General features: G+C 51.2%; 15 protein-coding genes and 2 tRNA genes. 6 read left to right on the forward strand and 11 right to left on the reverse strand.

Going from position 1 to position 19,748, the window contains the following annotated elements:
• From ACU8XX_RS11035 to ACU8XX_RS11050, 4 genes are all read right to left on the reverse strand, one after another.
• Positions 1–1,605, reverse strand: a complete 1,605-nt coding sequence (locus ACU8XX_RS11035) for an FAD-NAD(P)-binding protein (RefSeq protein ID WP_000716937.1) — start codon at positions 1,603–1,605, stop codon at positions 1–3.
• Positions 1,606–1,730: 125 nt separating this feature from the next.
• Entirely contained in the window at positions 1,731–2,036 is a 306-nt protein-coding gene (locus tag ACU8XX_RS11040; RefSeq protein WP_016242169.1) for a monooxygenase, read from the reverse strand.
• Between the two features lie 107 nt (positions 2,037–2,143).
• Positions 2,144–2,220: transfer RNA gene (locus ACU8XX_RS11045), tRNA-Val, on the reverse strand.
• A 4-nt stretch (positions 2,221–2,224) separates the two neighbouring features.
• Positions 2,225–2,301: transfer RNA gene (locus ACU8XX_RS11050), tRNA-Val, on the reverse strand.
• A gap of 307 nt (positions 2,302–2,608) precedes the next feature.
• Between ACU8XX_RS11050 and ACU8XX_RS11055 the strand changes: the two genes are divergently transcribed.
• Positions 2,609–3,865 carry an AIDA repeat-containing protein gene (locus ACU8XX_RS11055; protein ID WP_000534307.1) on the forward strand — a complete coding sequence of 419 codons (1,257 nt, stop codon included), beginning with the start codon at positions 2,609–2,611 and terminating at the stop codon, positions 3,863–3,865.
• A gap of 40 nt (positions 3,866–3,905) precedes the next feature.
• On the opposite strand, the gene mdtK is transcribed toward ACU8XX_RS11055, so the two are convergent.
• Positions 3,906–5,279: a multidrug efflux MATE transporter MdtK gene (gene mdtK / locus ACU8XX_RS11060; RefSeq protein WP_001174961.1), complete on the reverse strand. Its 1,374-nt coding sequence runs from the start codon at positions 5,277–5,279 to the stop codon at positions 3,906–3,908.
• 214 nt (positions 5,280–5,493) lie between these two features.
• On the opposite strand from mdtK, the gene ribE reads away from it, so the two are divergent.
• Positions 5,494–6,135: a riboflavin synthase gene (gene ribE, locus ACU8XX_RS11065; RefSeq protein WP_000493947.1), complete on the forward strand. Its 642-nt coding sequence runs from the start codon at positions 5,494–5,496 to the stop codon at positions 6,133–6,135.
• Between the two features lie 39 nt (positions 6,136–6,174).
• Here ribE and cfa read toward each other — a convergent pair whose 3' ends face one another.
• Both cfa and punC read right to left on the reverse strand, forming a co-directional pair.
• Positions 6,175–7,323, reverse strand: a complete 1,149-nt coding sequence (cfa, locus tag ACU8XX_RS11070) for a cyclopropane fatty acyl phospholipid synthase (protein WP_000098896.1) — start codon at positions 7,321–7,323, stop codon at positions 6,175–6,177.
• Positions 7,324–7,607: 284 nt separating this feature from the next.
• Positions 7,608–8,819: a purine nucleoside transporter PunC gene (punC, locus tag ACU8XX_RS11075; protein ID WP_001182363.1), complete on the reverse strand. Its 1,212-nt coding sequence runs from the start codon at positions 8,817–8,819 to the stop codon at positions 7,608–7,610.
• A gap of 112 nt (positions 8,820–8,931) precedes the next feature.
• On the opposite strand from punC, the gene punR reads away from it, so the two are divergent.
• Positions 8,932–9,864, forward strand: a complete 933-nt coding sequence (gene punR, locus ACU8XX_RS11080; RefSeq protein ID WP_000269493.1) for a DNA-binding transcriptional activator PunR — start codon at positions 8,932–8,934, stop codon at positions 9,862–9,864.
• Here the strand turns inward: punR and purR are convergent.
• On the reverse strand, positions 9,861–10,886 hold the full coding sequence (gene purR, locus ACU8XX_RS11085) for an HTH-type transcriptional repressor PurR (RefSeq protein WP_000190982.1): 1,026 nt from the start codon (positions 10,884–10,886) through the stop codon (positions 9,861–9,863). The two genes, punR and purR, sit on opposite strands and share 4 nt — an antisense overlap.
• A gap of 298 nt (positions 10,887–11,184) precedes the next feature.
• On the opposite strand from purR, the gene cydH reads away from it, so the two are divergent.
• Positions 11,185–11,274 (forward strand): cytochrome bd-I accessory subunit CydH, encoded by a 90-nt coding sequence (gene cydH, locus ACU8XX_RS11090; protein ID WP_000102278.1) that lies wholly within the window; start codon positions 11,185–11,187, stop codon positions 11,272–11,274.
• Positions 11,275–11,439: 165 nt separating this feature from the next.
• Positions 11,440–12,609: an MFS transporter gene (locus ACU8XX_RS11095; RefSeq protein ID WP_000701040.1), complete on the forward strand. Its 1,170-nt coding sequence runs from the start codon at positions 11,440–11,442 to the stop codon at positions 12,607–12,609.
• A 234-nt stretch (positions 12,610–12,843) separates the two neighbouring features.
• On the opposite strand, the gene sodB is transcribed toward ACU8XX_RS11095, so the two are convergent.
• A complete protein-coding gene (gene sodB / locus ACU8XX_RS11100) occupies positions 12,844–13,425 on the reverse strand; it encodes a superoxide dismutase [Fe] (RefSeq protein ID WP_000007283.1) in 582 nt (193 codons plus the stop codon).
• 127 nt (positions 13,426–13,552) lie between these two features.
• A complete protein-coding gene (gene mepH / locus ACU8XX_RS11105; RefSeq protein WP_112034104.1) occupies positions 13,553–14,368 on the reverse strand; it encodes a peptidoglycan DD-endopeptidase MepH in 816 nt (271 codons plus the stop codon).
• A gap of 333 nt (positions 14,369–14,701) precedes the next feature.
• Between mepH and grxD the strand changes: the two genes are divergently transcribed.
• Positions 14,702–15,049 carry a monothiol glutaredoxin 4 gene (gene grxD / locus ACU8XX_RS11110; protein ID WP_000108172.1) on the forward strand — a complete coding sequence of 116 codons (348 nt, stop codon included), beginning with the start codon at positions 14,702–14,704 and terminating at the stop codon, positions 15,047–15,049.
• A 50-nt stretch (positions 15,050–15,099) separates the two neighbouring features.
• Here the strand turns inward: grxD and ACU8XX_RS11115 are convergent, their stop codons facing one another.
• On the reverse strand, positions 15,100–19,716 hold the full coding sequence (locus ACU8XX_RS11115; RefSeq protein WP_001301008.1) for an ATP-dependent helicase: 4,617 nt from the start codon (positions 19,714–19,716) through the stop codon (positions 15,100–15,102).
• Positions 19,717–19,748: the final 32 nt, after the last annotated feature.

Here is a 19,748-nt window from a genome sequence, read left to right on the forward strand (position 1 = left end):
TTAATCAAACGAAAGACGCCGACGTGCACGGGAGGCAGGTTTTACGACCGCCCGAGCCATCGCCTCACCAATTTCTGCACATGCCGTAAGTCCCTGAACGAAAGGCTGGTCGTGCATTAACCAGGGCAACGCGCCGAACGCTACGCGCCCACGAATATCTTCGGGTTGCTGTAACGTATAATCTTCACCAACATCAGGGATTTCATCCCCTGTTTTCTGTAATTGTTCGCGTAGTCCATGGAAAGGAATATCTTTCACTTTAAGCGGACGCTGCCCGCGGGCATCGATAAAAACGTCAAACGAGTAGCTGTTGTCTTCCGTTTTCAGGACGGTGCGCGACTCATTAATTTCCATTTTGTAGTCTTCACCGAGGGCGAGAATATGAATGATTCCCGCTTCACGTAAGGCAAGTAGGCGACGAATAGACTCTGAAGGGATTGCCGCATAATTATCGATGAAAACCCGGGCAAGGCCTTTACTGAACCGTTTATGGTCGTGTTCATTCAGATGTGGAACAATTTCCTGTACGGCTTCATGCAGGCGCAGAATGACATAACGCCAGGGAACAGTATGTTTTTCTCGTTTATTGCGTTCGACTTCCTGGAGATTTTTTTCTGCCCAGTCAAATGGGTCGCGTTGTTTGCGCTCGGCAAACCAGGCTTGAGCAAAGGAATCGACATTCAGGCTCTCTAAGGCTATGCGTTGACTCCAGTCTGGATCAGCAAACTTGATTTCCTCTACTATCAATCTAAATACCCGATCCAAAAGGCCCTCTTCGCCTTTTTGAATCTCAGCATTTAATGCCTGATCGGTGACGATGTGTAAGGGCTCGTAGGGAATAGGGCAATAGAAATCGGCTTCGGGTAAAATACCCGTGCGCGACATCAACGTGATATTTAGCTTTTCACTTGCGTTATCGCGGTGAAAAACGACGTGTTGTTTATCATCTTCAATGAACGAACCATGCTGAATAGCCACTGCCATTGCCGCATCCAGTCCGCTCAAGGATGTTCCCATAATACCCACGTTACACGCATCGACCTTTGCTTCCATCAGGCCTGACCACGGGCTGGGAAAATACGTTCGGGTTGCTTCTTCTTCATCAGGCCAGACGTGACCCGTGGCAATCACCGCTAAATCAAACGTCTCGCTGGGTAAATCCTGATTTGTAGCGAGCATGACGCCAGCATTTGTAATTTGCAGATCGGTAACCTGGCATGATTCATAAACAGCCACTGCAAATTTTTGCTTTCGTGCCTGGTCTACTAATCGTAAAAATTGATCGCGGAAATATTCGCCCAGCAGAATTCGCGGTAAAAACTGACGATCGTGCAAGGTTTCTTTTTTAACGCCATAACGCTGGAGATGGCTGGCTTCTTGCTTTTGTAGCCATTCGAGATACGTACAATAAATCGGCGGTATTTCAATACTGGCAATATTTGCCAGCATCATTTTTGAGTTTTCCTCATCACTGTATGGCATCCCGACACCGGCCTCGTCAGCCTGCTCGAAGATAGAAATAGAAAGTGGAGTTTGTTGCTGTAGAAGCGAGAATAAGGTGTAGATCCCCGTAGGCCCGGCACCCACAATAGCAATTTTTTTCATTGTTACTTACCTGTACGCATTCTTTCGAATTTAGTGTTATCAGATAAGTTTGGTTGAAATTTTTAGAATTTGAGAAATTTCAGACAGGGATGAAAAGGGCGCTAACCGCCCTTGATTAAATTCTGTCAGGCGAGTTTTGCCTGATTGATTTGACTCAGTGGCTCATTGACATTGAAAACTTTGGCGACAACTTCCTCAACGCCGAGATTTTTCAGTCGGGCAGTGTGTTTTTCCAGATAGGCAAGGGCGCTTTTTTCATCAGTGAAAAGGTAGATCCCACCGGCTTCGTGGTTCTTTTCACTTTCGGTCCATACCTTCCACAGAAAACCAGGTTCCTGATTAATCGACTCAGCAAGCGGTTTAAGCTGCTCAGCCATTGTGTCGCCAAATGGGCCATTGAAAGAAAAATGAAGTTGTAACAAAGTTGCCATAGCGATTCTCCTTCTGATAACGCATACGAAGACAGTGTAAATCTTTTAACGTATTGGATACAGAGAAGAAACAGAGGGAAAAAGGAGAAGACCAGATTAAGAAAATCTGGTGCGTCCGAGTGGACTCGAACCACCGACCCCCACCATGTCAAGGTGGTGCTCTAACCAACTGAGCTACGGACGCAGGATGGTGCGTTCAATTGGACTCGAACCAACGACCCCCACCATGTCAAGGTGGTGCTCTAACCAACTGAGCTATGAACGCAACGTTGTAGGTGACAACGGGGACGAATATTAGCGGCAGAGTGGGAAGGTGGCAAGAGGCAAAACGTAATTTTCTGCGCTATTTCGACCGTTTGCAGAGCTTTTAAGCAAATTGGCTATATTTTGTTGATTTGCAAGGGCGATTTTTATTCAGGATCGCATTTACATCTGATACAACCCAATAATTCGTGTATCAGAGTTTAAACAGAGTTGTTTGCCACCATCTCAAATCTGTCGTGGATAAATCCTCCGTAGCCTTTACACTTAGGTAGCAATAAAGGCACACAGATGCAGCAAAGGAATAAATCATGGGATCTGATGCGAAAAACTTGATGAGCGACGGGAACGTGCAAATTGTTAAGACCGGCGAGGTCATTGGCGCGACTCAACTTACTGAAGGCGAGTTAATTGTTGAGGCTGGCGGAAGAGCTGAAAATACCGTGGTCACGGGGACCGGCTGGTTGAAAGTTGCAACCGGTGGGATCGTCAAATGCACACAGTACGGTAACAATGGCACGCTATCGGTCAGCGACGGTGCCATTGCCACAGATGTTGTTCAGTCCGAGGGAGGCGCAATTAGTCTCTCTACGCTCGCTACGGTTAATGGCCGCCATCCCGAAGGTGAATTCAGCGTTGATCAGGGTTATGCCTGCGGTTTGTTGCTGGAAAATGGCGGTAACCTGCGTGTACTGGAAGGACATCGCGCGGAAAAAATCATTCTCGATCAAGAGGGCGGCCTGTTGGTCAATGGGACAACCTCAGCGGTTGTGGTAGATGAAGGTGGTGAATTGTTGGTGTATCCAGGTGGGGAAGCCAGCAATTGTGAGATTAATCAGGGCGGCGTTTTTATGCTGGCCGGGAAAGCCAGTGATACGTTGCTTGCTGGTGGCACCATGAATAATCTCGGTGGTGAAGACTCTGACACTATTGTTGAGAATGGATCCATTTATCGTCTGGGGACGGATGGCCTTCAGCTCTACAGTTCCGGTAAGACGCAAAACCTGTCCGTGAATGTGGGTGGTCGGGCTGAAGTGCATGCCGGTACGCTGGAAAATGCGGTAATACAAGGTGGAACAGTGATCCTGTTGTCACCCACCAGCGCGGACGAAAATTTTGTCGTAGAGGAAGATCGCGCACCGGTTGAACTGACCGGGAGTGTTGCATTACTGGACGGCGCTTCAATGATTATTGGTTATGGCGCAGAGCTGCAACAATCAACGATTACTGTACAGCAGGGCGGTGTGTTGATTCTCGACGGCAGTACGGTAAAAGGTGACAGTGTCACTTTCATTGTTGGTAACATCAATCTGAATGGCGGAAAACTGTGGCTGATCACTGGTGCGGCAACGCATGTGCAACTGAAAGTGAAACGCCTGCGCGGAGAGGGAGCGATTTGCCTGCAAACCAGTGCGAAAGAAATTTCACCTGACTTCATCAATGTGAAAGGGGAAGTTACCGGGGATATACGCGTTGAGATAACAGATGCCAGTCGGCAAACTCTGTGTAACGCACTGAAACTACAGCCAGACGAAGACGGGATTGGCGCAACGCTCCAGCCTGCGTAAAAACACAGGCGCAACCCGTGAAGGTTGCGCCTTGTCTTTATTAGCGGGACGCTCGTTGCAGAATGATGGCTGACGGCAGACGTTGCAGGAACCGCATACGCAGCATCATCATAATGGCTGCCGACGTCAGGCCAATAATAAAGCCTATCCAGAAGCCTGCTGGCCCCATAGGTTCAACGACCAGATCGGTCAGTGCCAGAATATAGCCGCTTGGCAAGCCCAGCACCCAGTAAGCCGTAAAGGTAATATAGAAAATGGAACGCGTATCTTTATAACCACGCAAAATCCCACTGCCAATCACCTGGATCGAGTCAGAAATCTGATATACCGCCGCCAGCAACATCAAATGCGCAGCCAGCGTTACAACCTCGGGATTGTCGTTGTACAACAGGGCGATTTGCTCCCGCAGTGAAACCGTGAATATGGCCGTCAGGGTTGCCATACAGACACCCACCATAAGCCCGGTCCGCGCAGCGGTTTGCGCATCCAGCGTTGAGCCCTGACCCAGACGATAACCTACGCGGATAGTTACCGCTGCCGCCAGCGACATTGGAAGCACAAACATCAGTGAACTAAAGTTCAGGGCAATCTGGTGTCCTGCGACATCAACAATACCGAGCGGAGACACTAACAGAGCCACGACGGCAAACAGTGTCACTTCAAAGAATAGTGCCAGCGCAATCGGCAAACCGAGTTGAATCAGTCGTTTCATAACCGCAGGATCGGGTTTCGCGGTGCCTTTTTCGTTACGAATATCGCGCATGGAGCGGGCGCGTTTAATGTAAGAAACCATGGCAAGGAACATGACCCAATACACCGCCGCAGTAGCCACGCCACAACCAACGCCACCGAGCTCAGGCATACCGAAATGACCATAAATAAAGATATAGTTCACCGGAATGTTCACCAGCAGGCCGATAAAGCCCATTACCATACCCGGCTTGGTTTTTGCCAGACCTTCACATTGGTTACGGGCAACCTGGAAGAACAGATATCCCGGCGCGCCCCACAGCAACGCACGCAGATAACCCACGGCTTTCTCCGCCAGAGCCGGATCGATGTTTTCCATGGAGCGGATAATGTAACCTGCATTCCACAGCACCAGCATAATGAGAACGGAAACAAAACCTGCCAGCCAGAAACCTTGTCGCACCTGATGCGCAATGCGCTCACGTCGACCAGAACCATTTAATTGCGCGATAACCGGCGTTAATGCCAGCAGCAGTCCGTGACCAAAGAGGATCGCCGGAAGCCAGATAGAAGTACCGATAGCGACCGCCGCCATGTCGGTGGCACTATAGCCGCCCGCCATCACGGTATCGACAAAACCCATCGCAGTTTGGGCGATTTGCGCGAGAATCACCGGGATTGCTAATGCTAATAACAGACGCGCTTCACTGATATACTTCTGCACGTGAACACCTTTTATTTGTAGTTATATGAGAGACTAAAAAGCCGCCTGAATGGGCAGCAAAAAGAAGAAGCAGGGGAAATTCAGTCTATTGTAGCGAGGATTTATTAATTCTCCAGTGAAAAAATAGTCATTCTTACCCCTTCACTGGTAAGGGCGTTTGCCACCTGCTATTGTGCTGAACAGAATGTCTTAACTGATTTCAGGAGTTGTAAGTATGTTTACGGGGATTGTACAGGGCACCGCAAAACTGGTGTCGATTGACGAGAAACCAAATTTTCGTACGCATGTGGTGGAGTTACCCGACCACATGCTGGACGGCCTGGAAACCGGTGCGTCCGTGGCGCATAACGGTTGCTGCCTGACCGTGACGGAAATTAACGGCAACCATGTCAGTTTTGACCTGATGAAAGAAACGTTACGCATTACCAATCTTGGCGATTTAAAAGTGGGGGATTGGGTAAACGTTGAGCGTGCGGCGAAATTCAGTGATGAAATTGGCGGACACTTAATGTCAGGTCATATTATGACCACCGCTGAAGTGGCGAAAATATTAACCTCGGAAAATAATCGCCAGATCTGGTTTAAAGTCCAGGATAGTCAGTTGATGAAATATATTCTGTACAAAGGATTTATTGGCATCGACGGTATTAGCCTGACCGTCGGCGAAGTCACGCCAACGCGTTTTTGCGTCCATTTAATTCCGGAAACACTGGAACGCACGACTCTTGGGAAGAAAAAACTTGGCGCACGCGTCAACATTGAAATCGATCCACAAACTCAGGCAGTGGTAGATACGGTAGAACGTGTGCTGGCGGCACGAGAAAATGCCATGAATCAACCAGGTACAGAAGCCTGATCTGAAATCGCCCCCGGAGAGGGGGCGATAGAATAGCCTTTAGCGAGCCACTCGAAGGCCGTTTTCAACACCGCGTGAGAACACGACCTGCCAGAGCTGAATATCACGGGCGCGGAAAGCACCTGCACAGGCATTCAGATAATAGGTAAACATTCGTTTAAAGCGTTCACTGTAGTTATCCGCAATTTCTGGCCATGCGGCGAGGAATCGTTCATACCACGCCATCAACGTAGTATCGTAATCAGCACCGAAGTTATGCCAGTCTTCCATCACAAAGTGGGGTTCGCTGGATTGAGCAATCTGGCGTACAGAGGGCAGGCAACCGTTCGGAAAAATATATTTGTTAATCCAGGGATCAACATTCAGATCGGTTTTTTTCGAACCGATAGTATGGAGCAGGAATATGCCTTCCGGTTTCAAATTACGATCCACCACCGCAAAATAGGTATCGTAATTTTTCGGTCCGACGTGCTCGAACATCCCCACAGAAACAATACGATCAAACTGGTCGTTCAGGTCACGATAATCTTGCAGCAAAATGGTGACATCCAGGCCTTCACAGCGTTCCTGAGCCATTTTTTGCTGTTCGGCAGAAATGGTGACGCCCACCACGCTTACGTCATAATTAGATGCCATGTAGTGTGCCAGTCCGCCCCAGCCGCAGCCAATATCCAGTACGCGCATCCCTGGTTTTAACTGCAATTTTTCACAAATCATTTTGAGCTTCGCCTGCTGGGCAGATTCCAGATTATCGGCATCTTTCCAGTAAGCGCAGGAATATTGCATGAAGGGATCAAGCATGCGGCTGAACAAGTCATTACCCAAATCGTAATGCTCTTTGCCGACTATCCAGGCACGTTTTTTACTCTGCAGATTGAAGAGACGAGCGCCGGCAATACGCAGCGTGTCTTTGAAATGATGGGGGAGTTGGTTCTCGAGACCTGCGCGTAAGACTTTGCTAAAAAACATATCCAGTCGGTCACATTCCCACCAGCCATCCATATAACTTTCGCCTAACCCCAAAGAGCCTTCTTGCAGAACGCGTTTAAAAAAATCGGGGTTTTTCACACGAATATCCGCCGGGGCAGAACCGTTAATGGCTATACCGGCACGGCTAAGTAATTCGTTGGCGATACGGTACCAGTTGTCATCCGGTACGCTGACTTCTTCTATACACGATGAACTCATAGTTTCTCCATCACTGGTCGGTGATCAGAACCTTAAAACAGCGTAGACGCTTTTTGGGCTTTGTGAGAAATCTCGCAGAAAAAACCGCGAGTCTATAATCCGACGTAGAACAGAGGGAAAGGAGGAACCCTTGCCGAAATGACCATCCATAGTGAGTCGGGAACGATCCTGTCCCCGTAAAAACATAATATTTATCGTAGCTTTAACAACTCGAAATTAGTATAGGCCGCTAATTTCAATCATACAACAAAATTTTGTTAGCAGCCTAAGTATATCGATATAGATCAGTGTGATTCGCTATGAGCGACTTCGGCATTGCCATGATTCTGGCAGCCAACTTCTTCACAACGTTGCATCATGTAACCCAGCGCGACCAGCACTACTGTTGATAACATCACGCTGGTGGTGGTGAGCAATGGCGTGCTGATACTGATCAGCCAGGAAACTACCAGACTTGCGAGGAAGCACAGACCCAGTTGTAGAGTGTTCTGCAAAGCTGCGGCGCGACCAGTTGCGTGTGGGAAGGGACGCAGCGCCTGGGCGACAACAATAGGGTAGATCGCGCCATTGGCAATCGCCATCACACAGAATGGGATCAGGATTTCGACCAGCGACACATGGCTAATGAAGCCTGCAGCCCAGGTCGCAATGACGCTGACAGCAAACAGCACCAGCAACCACGGTAATAACTGCTTGCCTTGCCATTTCTGCAGTGCGGCGCGACAGCCATAACCACCAATCAGAAACGCGATAGTTTGCGGGACATAACTTAAACCAATAACTGCCGGGCTGTAGCCCATTTCACTAAGGATGAACGGTGAACCGGTCAGCCATGCAAAAAAACTGGCTGAACAGGCCGCATATATCAGCACGTTGCCGCGATAGGTTTTAGAACGTAGCAGGTCGGTAAAGGTCAGACCATCCTGACTATTGTTACGGGCCTTCGTCGTGGGTTTGAGCCAGAAAATAGGCAGAATCAGCACCACGGTAATGGCAAACAGGGTGGCGAAAATCGCCTGCCAGGAAAAATGGACCAGCAGCCAGCTTCCTAACAGGGGAGCAAGTGCCGGAGACAGACCCACCAGCGGCATGATGGTCGCAAAAATACGGTTGACTTTCTGTGAAGGATAATAATCCGTCACTAACGCTTGCCAGATAACCGCCGCGGCGCAGACCCCCACAGCCTGTACAAAACGCAATACCAGCAGCGTAGCGGCGTTTTCTACCCACAGCATCCCCAGACTACCTAACGCAAAAATTGTCAGGCCGATTAATAACACCGGTTTACGACCATAACGGTCGGAGAGTGGCCCCCACAGAAGCTGGGCTGCGGCAAAACCGGCAAGGAACAGACTAAGGCTGGCACTGACAGCAGACGCAGGCGTTTGCAGGTCGGCCTGTATGGCGGCGAAAGCAGGCAGATACATATCGGTTGCCAGAAAACCGAGTACGCTCAAACCCGCCAGCCAGACTAAAAATCTTTTCCCAGGTTGCATGTATATTCTCTAAATCTCTCAATTAAACACCGCCGCAAAGTGTAGGGAGTGAAATTAGTGTTGTGAAACGGTAATATTTGATGACTGGTTTCAAAAATTTTGTAGGCAGACTATGTGGTCAGAATATTCACTCGAAGTTGTTGATGCGGTAGCGCGTAATGGTAGTTTTAGCGCTGCGGCACAGGAGCTGCATCGCGTTCCTTCTGCGGTCAGCTATACCGTGCGTCAGCTGGAAGAGTGGCTGGCGGTGCCGCTCTTTGAACGACGGCACCGTGATGTGGAGCTGACCGCTGCTGGAGCGTGGTTTCTCAAAGAAGGGCGCTCTGTTGTCAAAAAAATGCAGATCACCCGCCAGCAATGTCAGCAGATAGCGAACGGCTGGCGCGGTCAGTTAGCTATCGCAGTGGATAATATTGTCAGGCCAGAACGTACACGGCAGATGATCGTTGATTTTTATCGCCATTTTGATGATGTCGAACTTCTTGTCTTTCAGGAAGTGTTCAACGGTGTCTGGGATGCGCTTTCCGACGGGCGCGTGGAACTGGCGATTGGCGCAACACGCGCGATTCCGGTAGGCGGTCGTTATGCCTTCCGGGATATGGGGATGCTAAGCTGGAGTTGCGTTGTTGCCAGCCACCACCCGCTGGCGTTGATGGATGGTCCATTCAGCGATGATACGTTGCGCAACTGGCCGTCGTTGGTGCGCGAAGACACCTCGCGAACGCTACCTAAGCGTATTACCTGGTTGCTGGATAACCAAAAAAGACTTGTCGTGCCTGACTGGGAATCATCGGCAACCTGTATCTCGGCAGGATTATGCATAGGGATGGTGCCAACACATTTCGCCAAACCGTGGCTTAATGAGGGGAAGTGGGTAGCATTAGAACTGGAAAACCCCTTTCCGGATTCGGCATGTTGTCTGACATGGCAGCAAAATGATATGTCGCCTGCGTTAACCTGGTTGCTTGAGTATCTCGGCGATAGTGAGACGCTGAATAAGGAGTGGCTGCGGGAGCCGGAAGAGACTCCCGCAACGGGTGATTAACGACGATAGTCGCGGAACGGGCCGTCAGCCACGGAGCGGCGTTCAATCAAGCGCGGATGCACTTCAATGGACTGCGGTTCTTCACGTTTGTTGACGATACGATCCAACAGCATGTTGAACGCTGTTTCACCCAGCGAGTCTTTTGGCTGATGGATCGTGGTCAGCGCCGGCGTAAAATAGCGGGCGTTGCGCACGTTATCATAACCGATCAGCGAAACATCCTGCGGGACGCGCAGGCCCATTTCATCAGCAGCACAAAGTGCGCCCATTGCCATGATATCGCCACCACAGAAGACGGCAGTAGGGCGATGCGGCTGCGACAGGATTTGCTGCATGGCGCGATAACCGGATTCAGGTTCAAAATCACCCTGCACAATCCAGCTTTCCGGCACCTTGATCATTGCTTCTTCCATCGCCTTCATAAAACCGGCAAGGCGGCCTGCGCCAGTGTTACGTTCCAGCGGGCCGGGGATAACGCCGATTTCGCGGTGACCGCGTTCAATCAGATAACGCCCGGCCATGTAGCCGCCTTCAAACGCGTTATCAATGACCGCATCGGTGAAGTCAGCTTTTGCTTCACCCCAGTCCATCACCACCATTGGGATATGGCGATACTCTTCCAGCATCGCCAGCAACGGCTCTGGGTACTCAGAACACATCACCAGCAGACCATCGACGCGTTTTTGCGCCATCATCGACAGATAAGCCCGCTGTTTCTCAAGATTGTTCCACGCATTACCCAGAATCAGGGTGTAACCTTTCTGGAAGCAATTTTTTTCAACCGCTTCAATGATCTCGGCAAAATAGGCCGCTTCGCTGCTGGTCGCCAGCAAACCGATAGACTTGGTGTGGTTAACCTTCAGGCTACGCGCCACCGCGCTAGGGGAGTAGTGTAATTCTTTAATCGCTGCCCACACGGCGTTGCGCGTTTCTTCAGCGACGAAACGTGTTTTGTTGATCACGTGTGACACAGTTGTAGTGGAAACGTTTGCTCGTTTCGCTACATCTTTTATTGTTGCCATTCCATTTCACTCCAGACCCTAACTTCAGCTCCTGCAAAATCGCAAGGTAAACGTTTGCCTTTACACACCTTACGCACAACAAAAGTGTTGCGGTACGCCGGAAAAACGACACGGAGCGTCAGGAAGGGGTCAATGGCCAGTACGCAAATAGTGTAAGCGTGGAATTTTGGCCGATCTTGACGAAAAGGGGAAGTGGTAAAAACACTTATCATTATAAATGACGGGAGATTTTTTCATCACAGTGTGTAAAAATGCGTAATATCACTTTTTGTGTGGTAATAAAAAAGGAGAAAACTTGATGAGCACCGACCTTAAATTTTCACTGGTAACAACGATTATCGTCCTCGGTTTGATCGTAGCCGTGGGTTTGACTGCCGCGCTGCACTGATTTCCTCTCGAGGGAGCGCGTTCTCCCTCGCATCTCCTTCCTGTTTGTTAGCAAAATGGCAAAAGTGTTTTCTCTTTTTGTTATTTTCATTTTTTTGTGATTGCTGTCATGCTTTCGCCACTTTAATGAATATCGCGTAATGACGCGAAGAGGTGGAGATAAGGCATGAAAATTAACTATCCGTTGCTGGCGCTGGCGATTGGCGCGTTTGGTATCGGGACAACGGAGTTCTCGCCAATGGGCTTGTTGCCCGTCATTGCGCGCGGTGTGGATGTCTCGATTCCCGCTGCCGGAATGTTAATCAGTGCCTATGCAGTTGGCGTAATGGTGGGCGCGCCGCTGATGACGCTTCTACTTTCTCATCGTGCCCGCCGCAGTGCGTTGATTTTCCTGATGGCAATTTTCACGCTAGGCAACGTTCTTTCCGCCATCGCGCCGGATTATATGACCCTGATGCTTTCACGCATTTTGACCAGCCTGAATCACGGAGCATTTTTTGGTTTGGGTTCAGTCGTGGCCGCAAGCGTGGTGCCAAAACATAAACAGGCCAGCGCAGTTGCCACTATGTTTATGGGGTTAACCCTGGCAAATATCGGTGGCGTGCCGGCGGCGACCTGGTTGGGTGAAACCATCGGCTGGCGGATGTCATTTCTGGCAACGGCGGGGCTGGGAGTGATTTCAATGGTAAGTCTGTTCTTCTCATTACCTAAAGGTGGTGCAGGGGCACGACCTGAAGTGAAAAAAGAGCTGGCGGTATTAATGCGTCCGCAGGTGCTGTCTGCATTGCTGACGACGGTACTGGGAGCTGGTGCAATGTTTACTCTCTACACCTATATCTCTCCGGTACTGCAAAGTATTACCCACGCAACACCGGTGTTCGTCACGGCAATGCTGGTGCTGATTGGTGTCGGATTCTCTATCGGTAACTATCTCGGCGGCAAACTGGCAGATCGTTCAGTTAACGGCACGTTGAAAGGCTTTTTGTTGCTGCTGATGGTGATTATGCTGGCAATCCCGTTCCTGGCCCGCAATGAGTTCGGCGCAGCTATTAGCATGGTGGTGTGGGGCGCAGCAACCTTTGCGGTCGTACCGCCGTTACAGATGCGCGTGATGCGTGTCGCCAGTGAAGCGCCGGGTCTGTCTTCATCAGTCAATATTGGTGCCTTTAATCTTGGAAATGCGCTGGGAGCAGCTGCTGGTGGTGCGGTAATTTCCGCTGGGCTGGGATACAGCTTTGTGCCGGTGATGGGAGCGATTGTCGCGGGACTGGCATTATTGCTGGTGTTTATGTCAGCCAGAAAACAACCTGAAACAGTTTGCGTTGCTAACAGCTAATTAAACAAAAACGCAGAAGGATAACCTTCTGCGTTACAGTTGCTGACAACGTGCGATTTATCTTGCCGGATGCGGTGTTAACGACTCATCCGCGTTGACATGAAAAGACGCGTTAGGCGTCGTATCATGCAGCGCTTGTCGGATGCGGCGAGTGCCTTATCCGACCTACATCGATGATCCGCGTAGGCCTGATAAGCGTAGCGCTTCAGGCAATGCTGCATTTGCCATCAGTTATTATGCAGCGAGATTTTTCGCTACGAATTCCCAGTTCACCAGCGCCCAGAAGTGCTCCAGATAGCCAGGACGTGCATTGCGATAGTCGATGTAATAAGCGTGTTCCCAGACATCAACGGTCAGCAGCGGAGTCGCATCGGTGGTCAGCGGAGTACCCGCGTTAGAGGTTGAAACGATAGCCAGTTTGCCATCGCTGTTTTTCACCAGCCAGGTCCAGCCAGAACCAAAGTTTTTGATCGCTGCATCAGTAAACTGCGCTTTGAAATCGGCAAAGCTGCCAAAAGATGCGGCGATAGCTTCAGCGACTTTTCCAGTCGGTTCGCCACCGGCGTTCGGTGCCAGGCAGTTCCAGTAGAAAGTATGGTTCCAGACCTGAGCTGCGTTGTTGAATACGCCACCTTCAGAGCTGCGAATAATCTCTTCCAGTGATTTACCTTCAAACGCGGTACCTTTAATCAGGTTGTTCAGGTTAGTGACATAAGTCTGATGGTGCTTGCCGTAGTGATACTCGATGGTTTCCGCAGAAATGTGCGGTGCCAGAGCATCTTTAGCATATGGTAGTGCAGGTAATTCGAATGACATTGCTACTCTCCTTTATTATTAATTTGCATACGTACAATAGCCTTATTGTGCGTATGGATAGGGTAGCAAATTAAAAGGTGAGACAAAAGATGAACTTACCCTGTTGCCGTAACAACAGGGTAAAGTTTTAGCGAAGTGTTTTTGGGGTCATTACCCGACGAGCGCCAACATAGTGGCGCTGCCAGTAGTCTTCACTGAGAGAAGTGATTTGAATTTCCTGACCTGTGCGCGGTGACTGAATAAATTTGCCGTTGCCGACATACACGCCGACATGATCGGCTGTGCCGCGTCCCTGAGTACGGAAAAAGACCAGGTCGCCGTTTTTCAGTTCACTACGTTCGATTGGCGCTGCATCACGCAGGTGATACATTTCATTCGCCGTACGCGGAATACGAATTTTCACCAAATCTTTATAAGCGTAATAAACCAGGCCGCTGCAATCAAAACCGGTACGCGGTGAGCTGCCACCCCAACGATATGGCTTACCAATTTGCTGCATCAGTTTATTCATTGCCACTTTCGTAGCTTTTTGCACCTTCGCTTTGTGCGCGTCGGCAAGAGTTCCTGACGCGGCATTTTTGACTTTCACACAATGCGATTTATAGCCCTTACGTTTGGTACACTTTTCGGTAAAGCTGGCTGAGGCCGTTTTATTGACGGCGTGTTTGCTGCGAGTTTTGGCGTTTTTAGAAGCGGTAATGGAAGATTTTTTAACGGAAAAAGCGGTTTTGCTTTTGGTCGTACTTTTACTGGCGGCTTTTTTCGCTGTTTTCTGGGTCTTTTTGGTGGTTGCCGTGCTTTTCTTTTTATCTGCTTTTTTGGTGATATGAGTGGTAGCAGAACTCTCCCTGGCTTGCTTTGAAGCATGGGCCATAGGCGTTAAAGGCAGGGTGGTAAAAAGTAAAGCACAGAGCGTGATCGAAATACGGTTTATCCGCGCCACTGAGCGTCCCTCTGTTAAGGCAGGTCTATCATGCCTGCGTCTGATTTACAAAACTTGATGATTCTAATGCATAGAAGAAGAGAAAGTTAATAGCTTTTATTGTTAAAAAATACGTTTCGTTGGCGAGCGCAAAAAAATGCAGCAGTGAAAGCTAAAAATGGTTATAAATACGCCAGTTTGCCGGCATCAGAGAAGAAACGAATATTTGAAATGCAACAAATAGAGCAAAGGGATAAAATAGCAAAAGCGTGATGAAAATGTTATTTTCCGATGCCGCACTGACCCGCTACAATGTCAGATTACTGCCGTAAAGAAGTTTGAGGAAGCAAGACAATGAGCACCACTATCGAAAAAATCCAACGCCAGATTGCTGAAAACCCGATCCTGCTGTACATGAAAGGTTCACCGAAACTGCCGAGCTGCGGTTTCTCTGCCCAGGCAGTCCAGGCGCTTGCCGCATGTGGCGAACGTTTTGCCTATGTTGATATTCTGCAGAATCCGGACATTCGTGCGGAACTGCCGAAATATGCTAACTGGCCGACCTTCCCGCAACTGTGGGTTGACGGCGAGCTGGTCGGCGGTTGTGATATCGTGATCGAAATGTATCAGCGTGGCGAACTGCAGCAGCTGATCAAAGAAACTGCCGCTAAATACAAGTCTGAAGAGCCGGACGCGGAATAATCCGTCCTGCAATACTGACGGATGCGAACGGGCATCCGTCAGTCCTTTCTCTATCCCCAATCCAGCCCTTGTGGCGAACTTGAAAATCCCGCCTCACGCAGCAGCGTAAACATCGGCGTTTGCCGGACCGGTAGATCATTCACTTCTGTTAGCGTAAAGCGCAGCCGTGGTTCGCGACGCAGTGCGGTAGTCAGCGCGTGGAAAACCTCTGGGGCGAGTAATTCCTCTTTTTCCTGCCAGACCAGCATTTTTTTGCCACCTTGCGCCAGATAGAGTAACAATTTGCCGCCAGAAACGACCACCAGCGCACCCGCCCGACGCGTTGGAACCAGCGTTGCCGGATGTGCAGGCCAGGGCAGAAGATTTCCCCACACATTAGCCGGATCGTTGGCAGAGAGCGCCACTGGTGTATAGTGGCGCGTTTGCGTGGCTTGTGTCGCCAGATCGCGCAATCGGTCAATAGTCAGACGTTCAGCGAATTGCGCGCCACCCAGACCTTCTACAAAACGACCTCGCATAATTCGCCCGGAGTCTTCCATACTTCGACAAAGCGTTTGCATCGATGGAAACCCGCCAGGGATATTTTCGGCTATCACCGCCTGACGACTGATGATGCCGTAGCGGTCGAGCATATTTTCCGCCAGCGCCAGCATCCTTTCGGTATCGTTTAGTGGCTCCACCTGCAATAACGACCAGCGTCCAGCCAGATTTGGTGTGTTGTAAGATACCCGCGGCGAGACGGGTTGCGCATAGACAGGACGTCCACGACGAGCCCGGTGACTGCGGCGAGTTGAGGTGCGTGCGTTGGAACTGCTGCGGGTGAGGGCGCGTAACGGTGCCCAAATGTCGCTGGTGATGACGCCTTGCCAGACCAGCGCCCATAACGCCTCTTGCAGGGCAGAGAGATCAACCGATTCGCCGATTTTGTCGCGTATCCGTTGGCTGATTTGTTGTGCAAACCAGGCTCCTCCGTCAGCCAGAACAGCGACTATCGCTTGTTGCAGCGCCGAACGATTCGCCTGATCCGCTTCGGCGGGAGTGAACGATTCTGCAGCATATTCCTGTAGATGCAGTGCCACCAGGCCGTCATCTTCACCCAGTTTTTTTTGCCCCGACCAGATAACCGCACCGGTTGCCAGTAATTCATCGAGCATTTCTGACGAATAGTCGCGTACGCGGGCAGGCAGGATCTGGCTTTCCCAGAGTGAGGCGGGTAAACCGACTCCGGCAAGCTGTTCGATCACCCGCATCACGCCATCTACGCCCTCATAAACGCCTGGCGATGTTGAGGCAAAGAGCGCCGGGCTACCATCGGTGGCGGGTAATACGCCCTGACGTTCCAGCAGCAATCGCGCATAGGTCGTGGCTGCAACGGGACGCGTCGCTTCTCTGGCGGCTTGCAGCGAGCGCAAACGCAGACGACGAAATACTTCATCGCTCACCCAGATGTCTTGTTGCAGATTCATCACCAGACCCTGTTCACGCAGTTGCTGAAGCTGCTCTTCGACAATGGCAATACCGAGACTAAACTCATGAGCCAGTTGTTCAGCCGTGACCAGAGCATGAGCCCGGAGATAGCGCAGAAAGAGGTCGCGAAGCGGGTAACTGACTCTATGTAAATAAATCTCTGGCAATGACTCTGGTAGTCGTACGCCGAGGGCATCACGCAGCCTGGCGGCATCATCCATACAGGCAAGACGCTCCTGTCCGCTAATCATCGCTGGGAAGATTCGTTTTACTGCAAGAAGATTTTCCAGATACGACGCAACCTCTTCACTGCTGCCTGTATGCCGTTGCGCCAGGTCTTCAACGGTCATTGGCCCCAGTTCGCGCAGCAGGTCGAACAATCCTTCTTCACCTTTCGCTCTTCTGCCAGGAGCCAGTCGTTGCAACTCTTCTTCCACCTGGCGAATGACCTGCGGGTCGAGTAATTCCCCCGGATCGACCTGTCCGAGTAGATTGCGCAGTAACTCGCTGTCCAGCGACAGTACGGATGCCCGGCGCTCTGCCAGCGGGGCGTCGCTCTGGTACATAAATTCCGCGACATAGCCGAACAATAAACTTGTGGCGAAAGGCGAGGGCGTAGTGGTCGTTACATCGGATATTTGAATTTCGCCACCGTTCAGGCGACGCATCAAACGTTCCAGTGCGGGAAGATCATAAACATCTTGCAGACATTCGCGTAGGGTTTCGAGAATGACCGGAAAATCCGGATATCCCTGAGCGATTTCCAGCAACTGACTGGCGCGCAGCCGTTGTTGCCAAAGCGGGGTGCGATGGCCCGGAGTGCGCCCCGGCATTAATAATGCCCGCGCGGCGCATTCGCGAAAACGGGCGGCGAAAAGTGCCGAGCTGCCTACCGCCTCGCGGACAATTTGCAGCAACTTTTCTGGTTCAAACAAAAAAATCGCGGCATCGGGCAATTTACCATCGGTGTCAGGAATACGTGCAACAATGCCGTCATCACTGGCGACCACCGACGCGTCAGCGCCCCATAGCGCATGTATTCGCCCGGCAATCGCCAGCGCCCAGGGTTCATGCACCCGTCTTCCATAGGGAGAGTGCAAAATAATACGCCAGTCACCAATTTCATCACGGCACCGTTCGAGGACCAGATGGCGACTCCCCGGAACGATGCCCGTCGCGTTGCGCTGCTCCTCAATCAACCCCTGAATATTGGCGATCGTATTTTCTTCTGCCAGCCACGGGGGAATAGTCCCGGAAAAGAACGCGCCATCCGCCAGCAAATGAAGAAAATCGCCGATCATCTCGCCTAATTCAGCCGGACGTCCGTTACCTTCACCACGCCAGAAGGGGAGCCGGGCAGAACGACCCGGAGCAGGAGTCACAATCACCTGATCGCGGGTGATTTGCTGGATCCGCCATGAGGTAGCGCCGAGAGTGATAATGTCGTTCACCCGCGACTCATATACCATCTCCTCATCCAGTTCACCCACCCGCCGCGAACCGGCCTTTTCTTCACCTTCGGGTAATAACACGCTATACATGCCACGATCCGGAATGGTGCCGCCGCTGGTAACCGCCAACAATTGAGCGCCAGGTCGGGCGGTCAATATCCCGGTCTCCCTGTTCCAGACCAGTTTGGGGCGAAAAGCAGAAAAATCGCCAGAGGGATAGCGCCCGGAAAGCATATCCAGCGTGGCGTCAAAAACACGTCTTGGCAGATCTTTCCACGGTGCGGCACGGCGTACGCGGGAGTACCATTCGTCTACCTGTAATGCATCCATCGCCGCGGCGGCAACGGTTTGCTGCGCAAGGACGTCGAGAGGATTATGCGGTGGTGTCAGGTTTTCCAGCCTGCCTGCGAACATACACTCTACAATGACTGCGGAATCGACTAAATCACGCCGGGTACGGGGGAAAAACAGCCCTTTAGATACACCGCCAACCTGATGTCCGGCGCGACCAATGCGTTGTAACCCACTGGCAACAGAAAGCGGCGTTGCCACCTGAATCACCAGATCCACCGCGCCCATATCAATCCCCAGTTCAAGACTGGAGGTTGCGACCACGCAGCGTAATTCACCCGATTTCAGCGCCTGTTCGGTGATTGCTCGTTGTTCTTTAGAGACGGAGCCGTGGTGTGAGCGGGCAATAAAAACGTCGCTACTTTGTACACGGTTAGAGGTTGCGCCGGAGGTCGACTCGAAATGGGCCGCATCAACGGCGATAGACGGGGAACGCTGTAAGCGTGCGGCGTAAAGCTCATTTAATCGTGCCGTCAGTTTTTCCGCCAGCCCGCGTGAATTAGTAAAGACAATGGTCGAGCGATGGCGCAACACTTCATCAAGGATACCCGTTTCAATATATGGCCAGATGGAGCCTTCCCGGCCGGCATGGCTGTCTTCGCCGGTGCCGCTGGCGACCGATGAGACATCATCCATATTGGCGACCGGTACGACAATTCGTATCTGCGGATGGCGCATTGCGGGCGGGTTGACTACCGTAACCGGGCGATCGCCACCAAGAAATGCTGCCACATCGCTGGCTGAGCGCACAGTGGCAGAAAGGCCAATTCGCTGTGCTGAGGTGTGGAGCAGCGCATCGAGCCGCTCCAGACTTAACGCCAGATGCGCACCACGTTTACTGCCCGCTACCGCGTGGACTTCATCAATAATTACCGTTTCGACGCCGCGTAGCGTTTCGCGCGCGCGGGAGGTCAGCATCAGATAGAGTGATTCGGGTGTGGTGATCAGAATATCCGGCGGATTACGGGTGAGTTTGCTGCGTTCCTGTGCAGGCGTATCGCCAGTACGGATCCCTACGCGAAGATTGACTTCCGTTTCGCCGCGCCGCCGCCGTTCATCGGCAATACCCTTCAACGGGATCTGCAAGTTGCGCTGAACGTCGGTGCCCAGGGCTTTTATCGGTGAAATATAGAGGATGCGTGAGGTTTTACGCTTATGCGCCTCGCGGGTATCTTCGCCGCCTTCGCGGAAGAGCCGATCGAGGGCGTAGAGAAATGCTGCCAGCGTTTTCCCGGAGCCGGTCGGTGCAATCACCAGCGCATGTTCGCTTCGCGCCGCCACATGCCAGGTTTGCGGCTGGACAGCGGTCGGCTGTTTAAAGGCGCGAAGAAACCAGTCGCGGGTCGCCGGTGAAAACACGTCCGGCAGGAGCGATGAAGGGTCTGGATTATCTGCCATTAACGCTATTCCCCGTGAATATCATGCAGGAT

Source organism: Escherichia sp. MAL-1 (genome assembly GCF_052948035.1).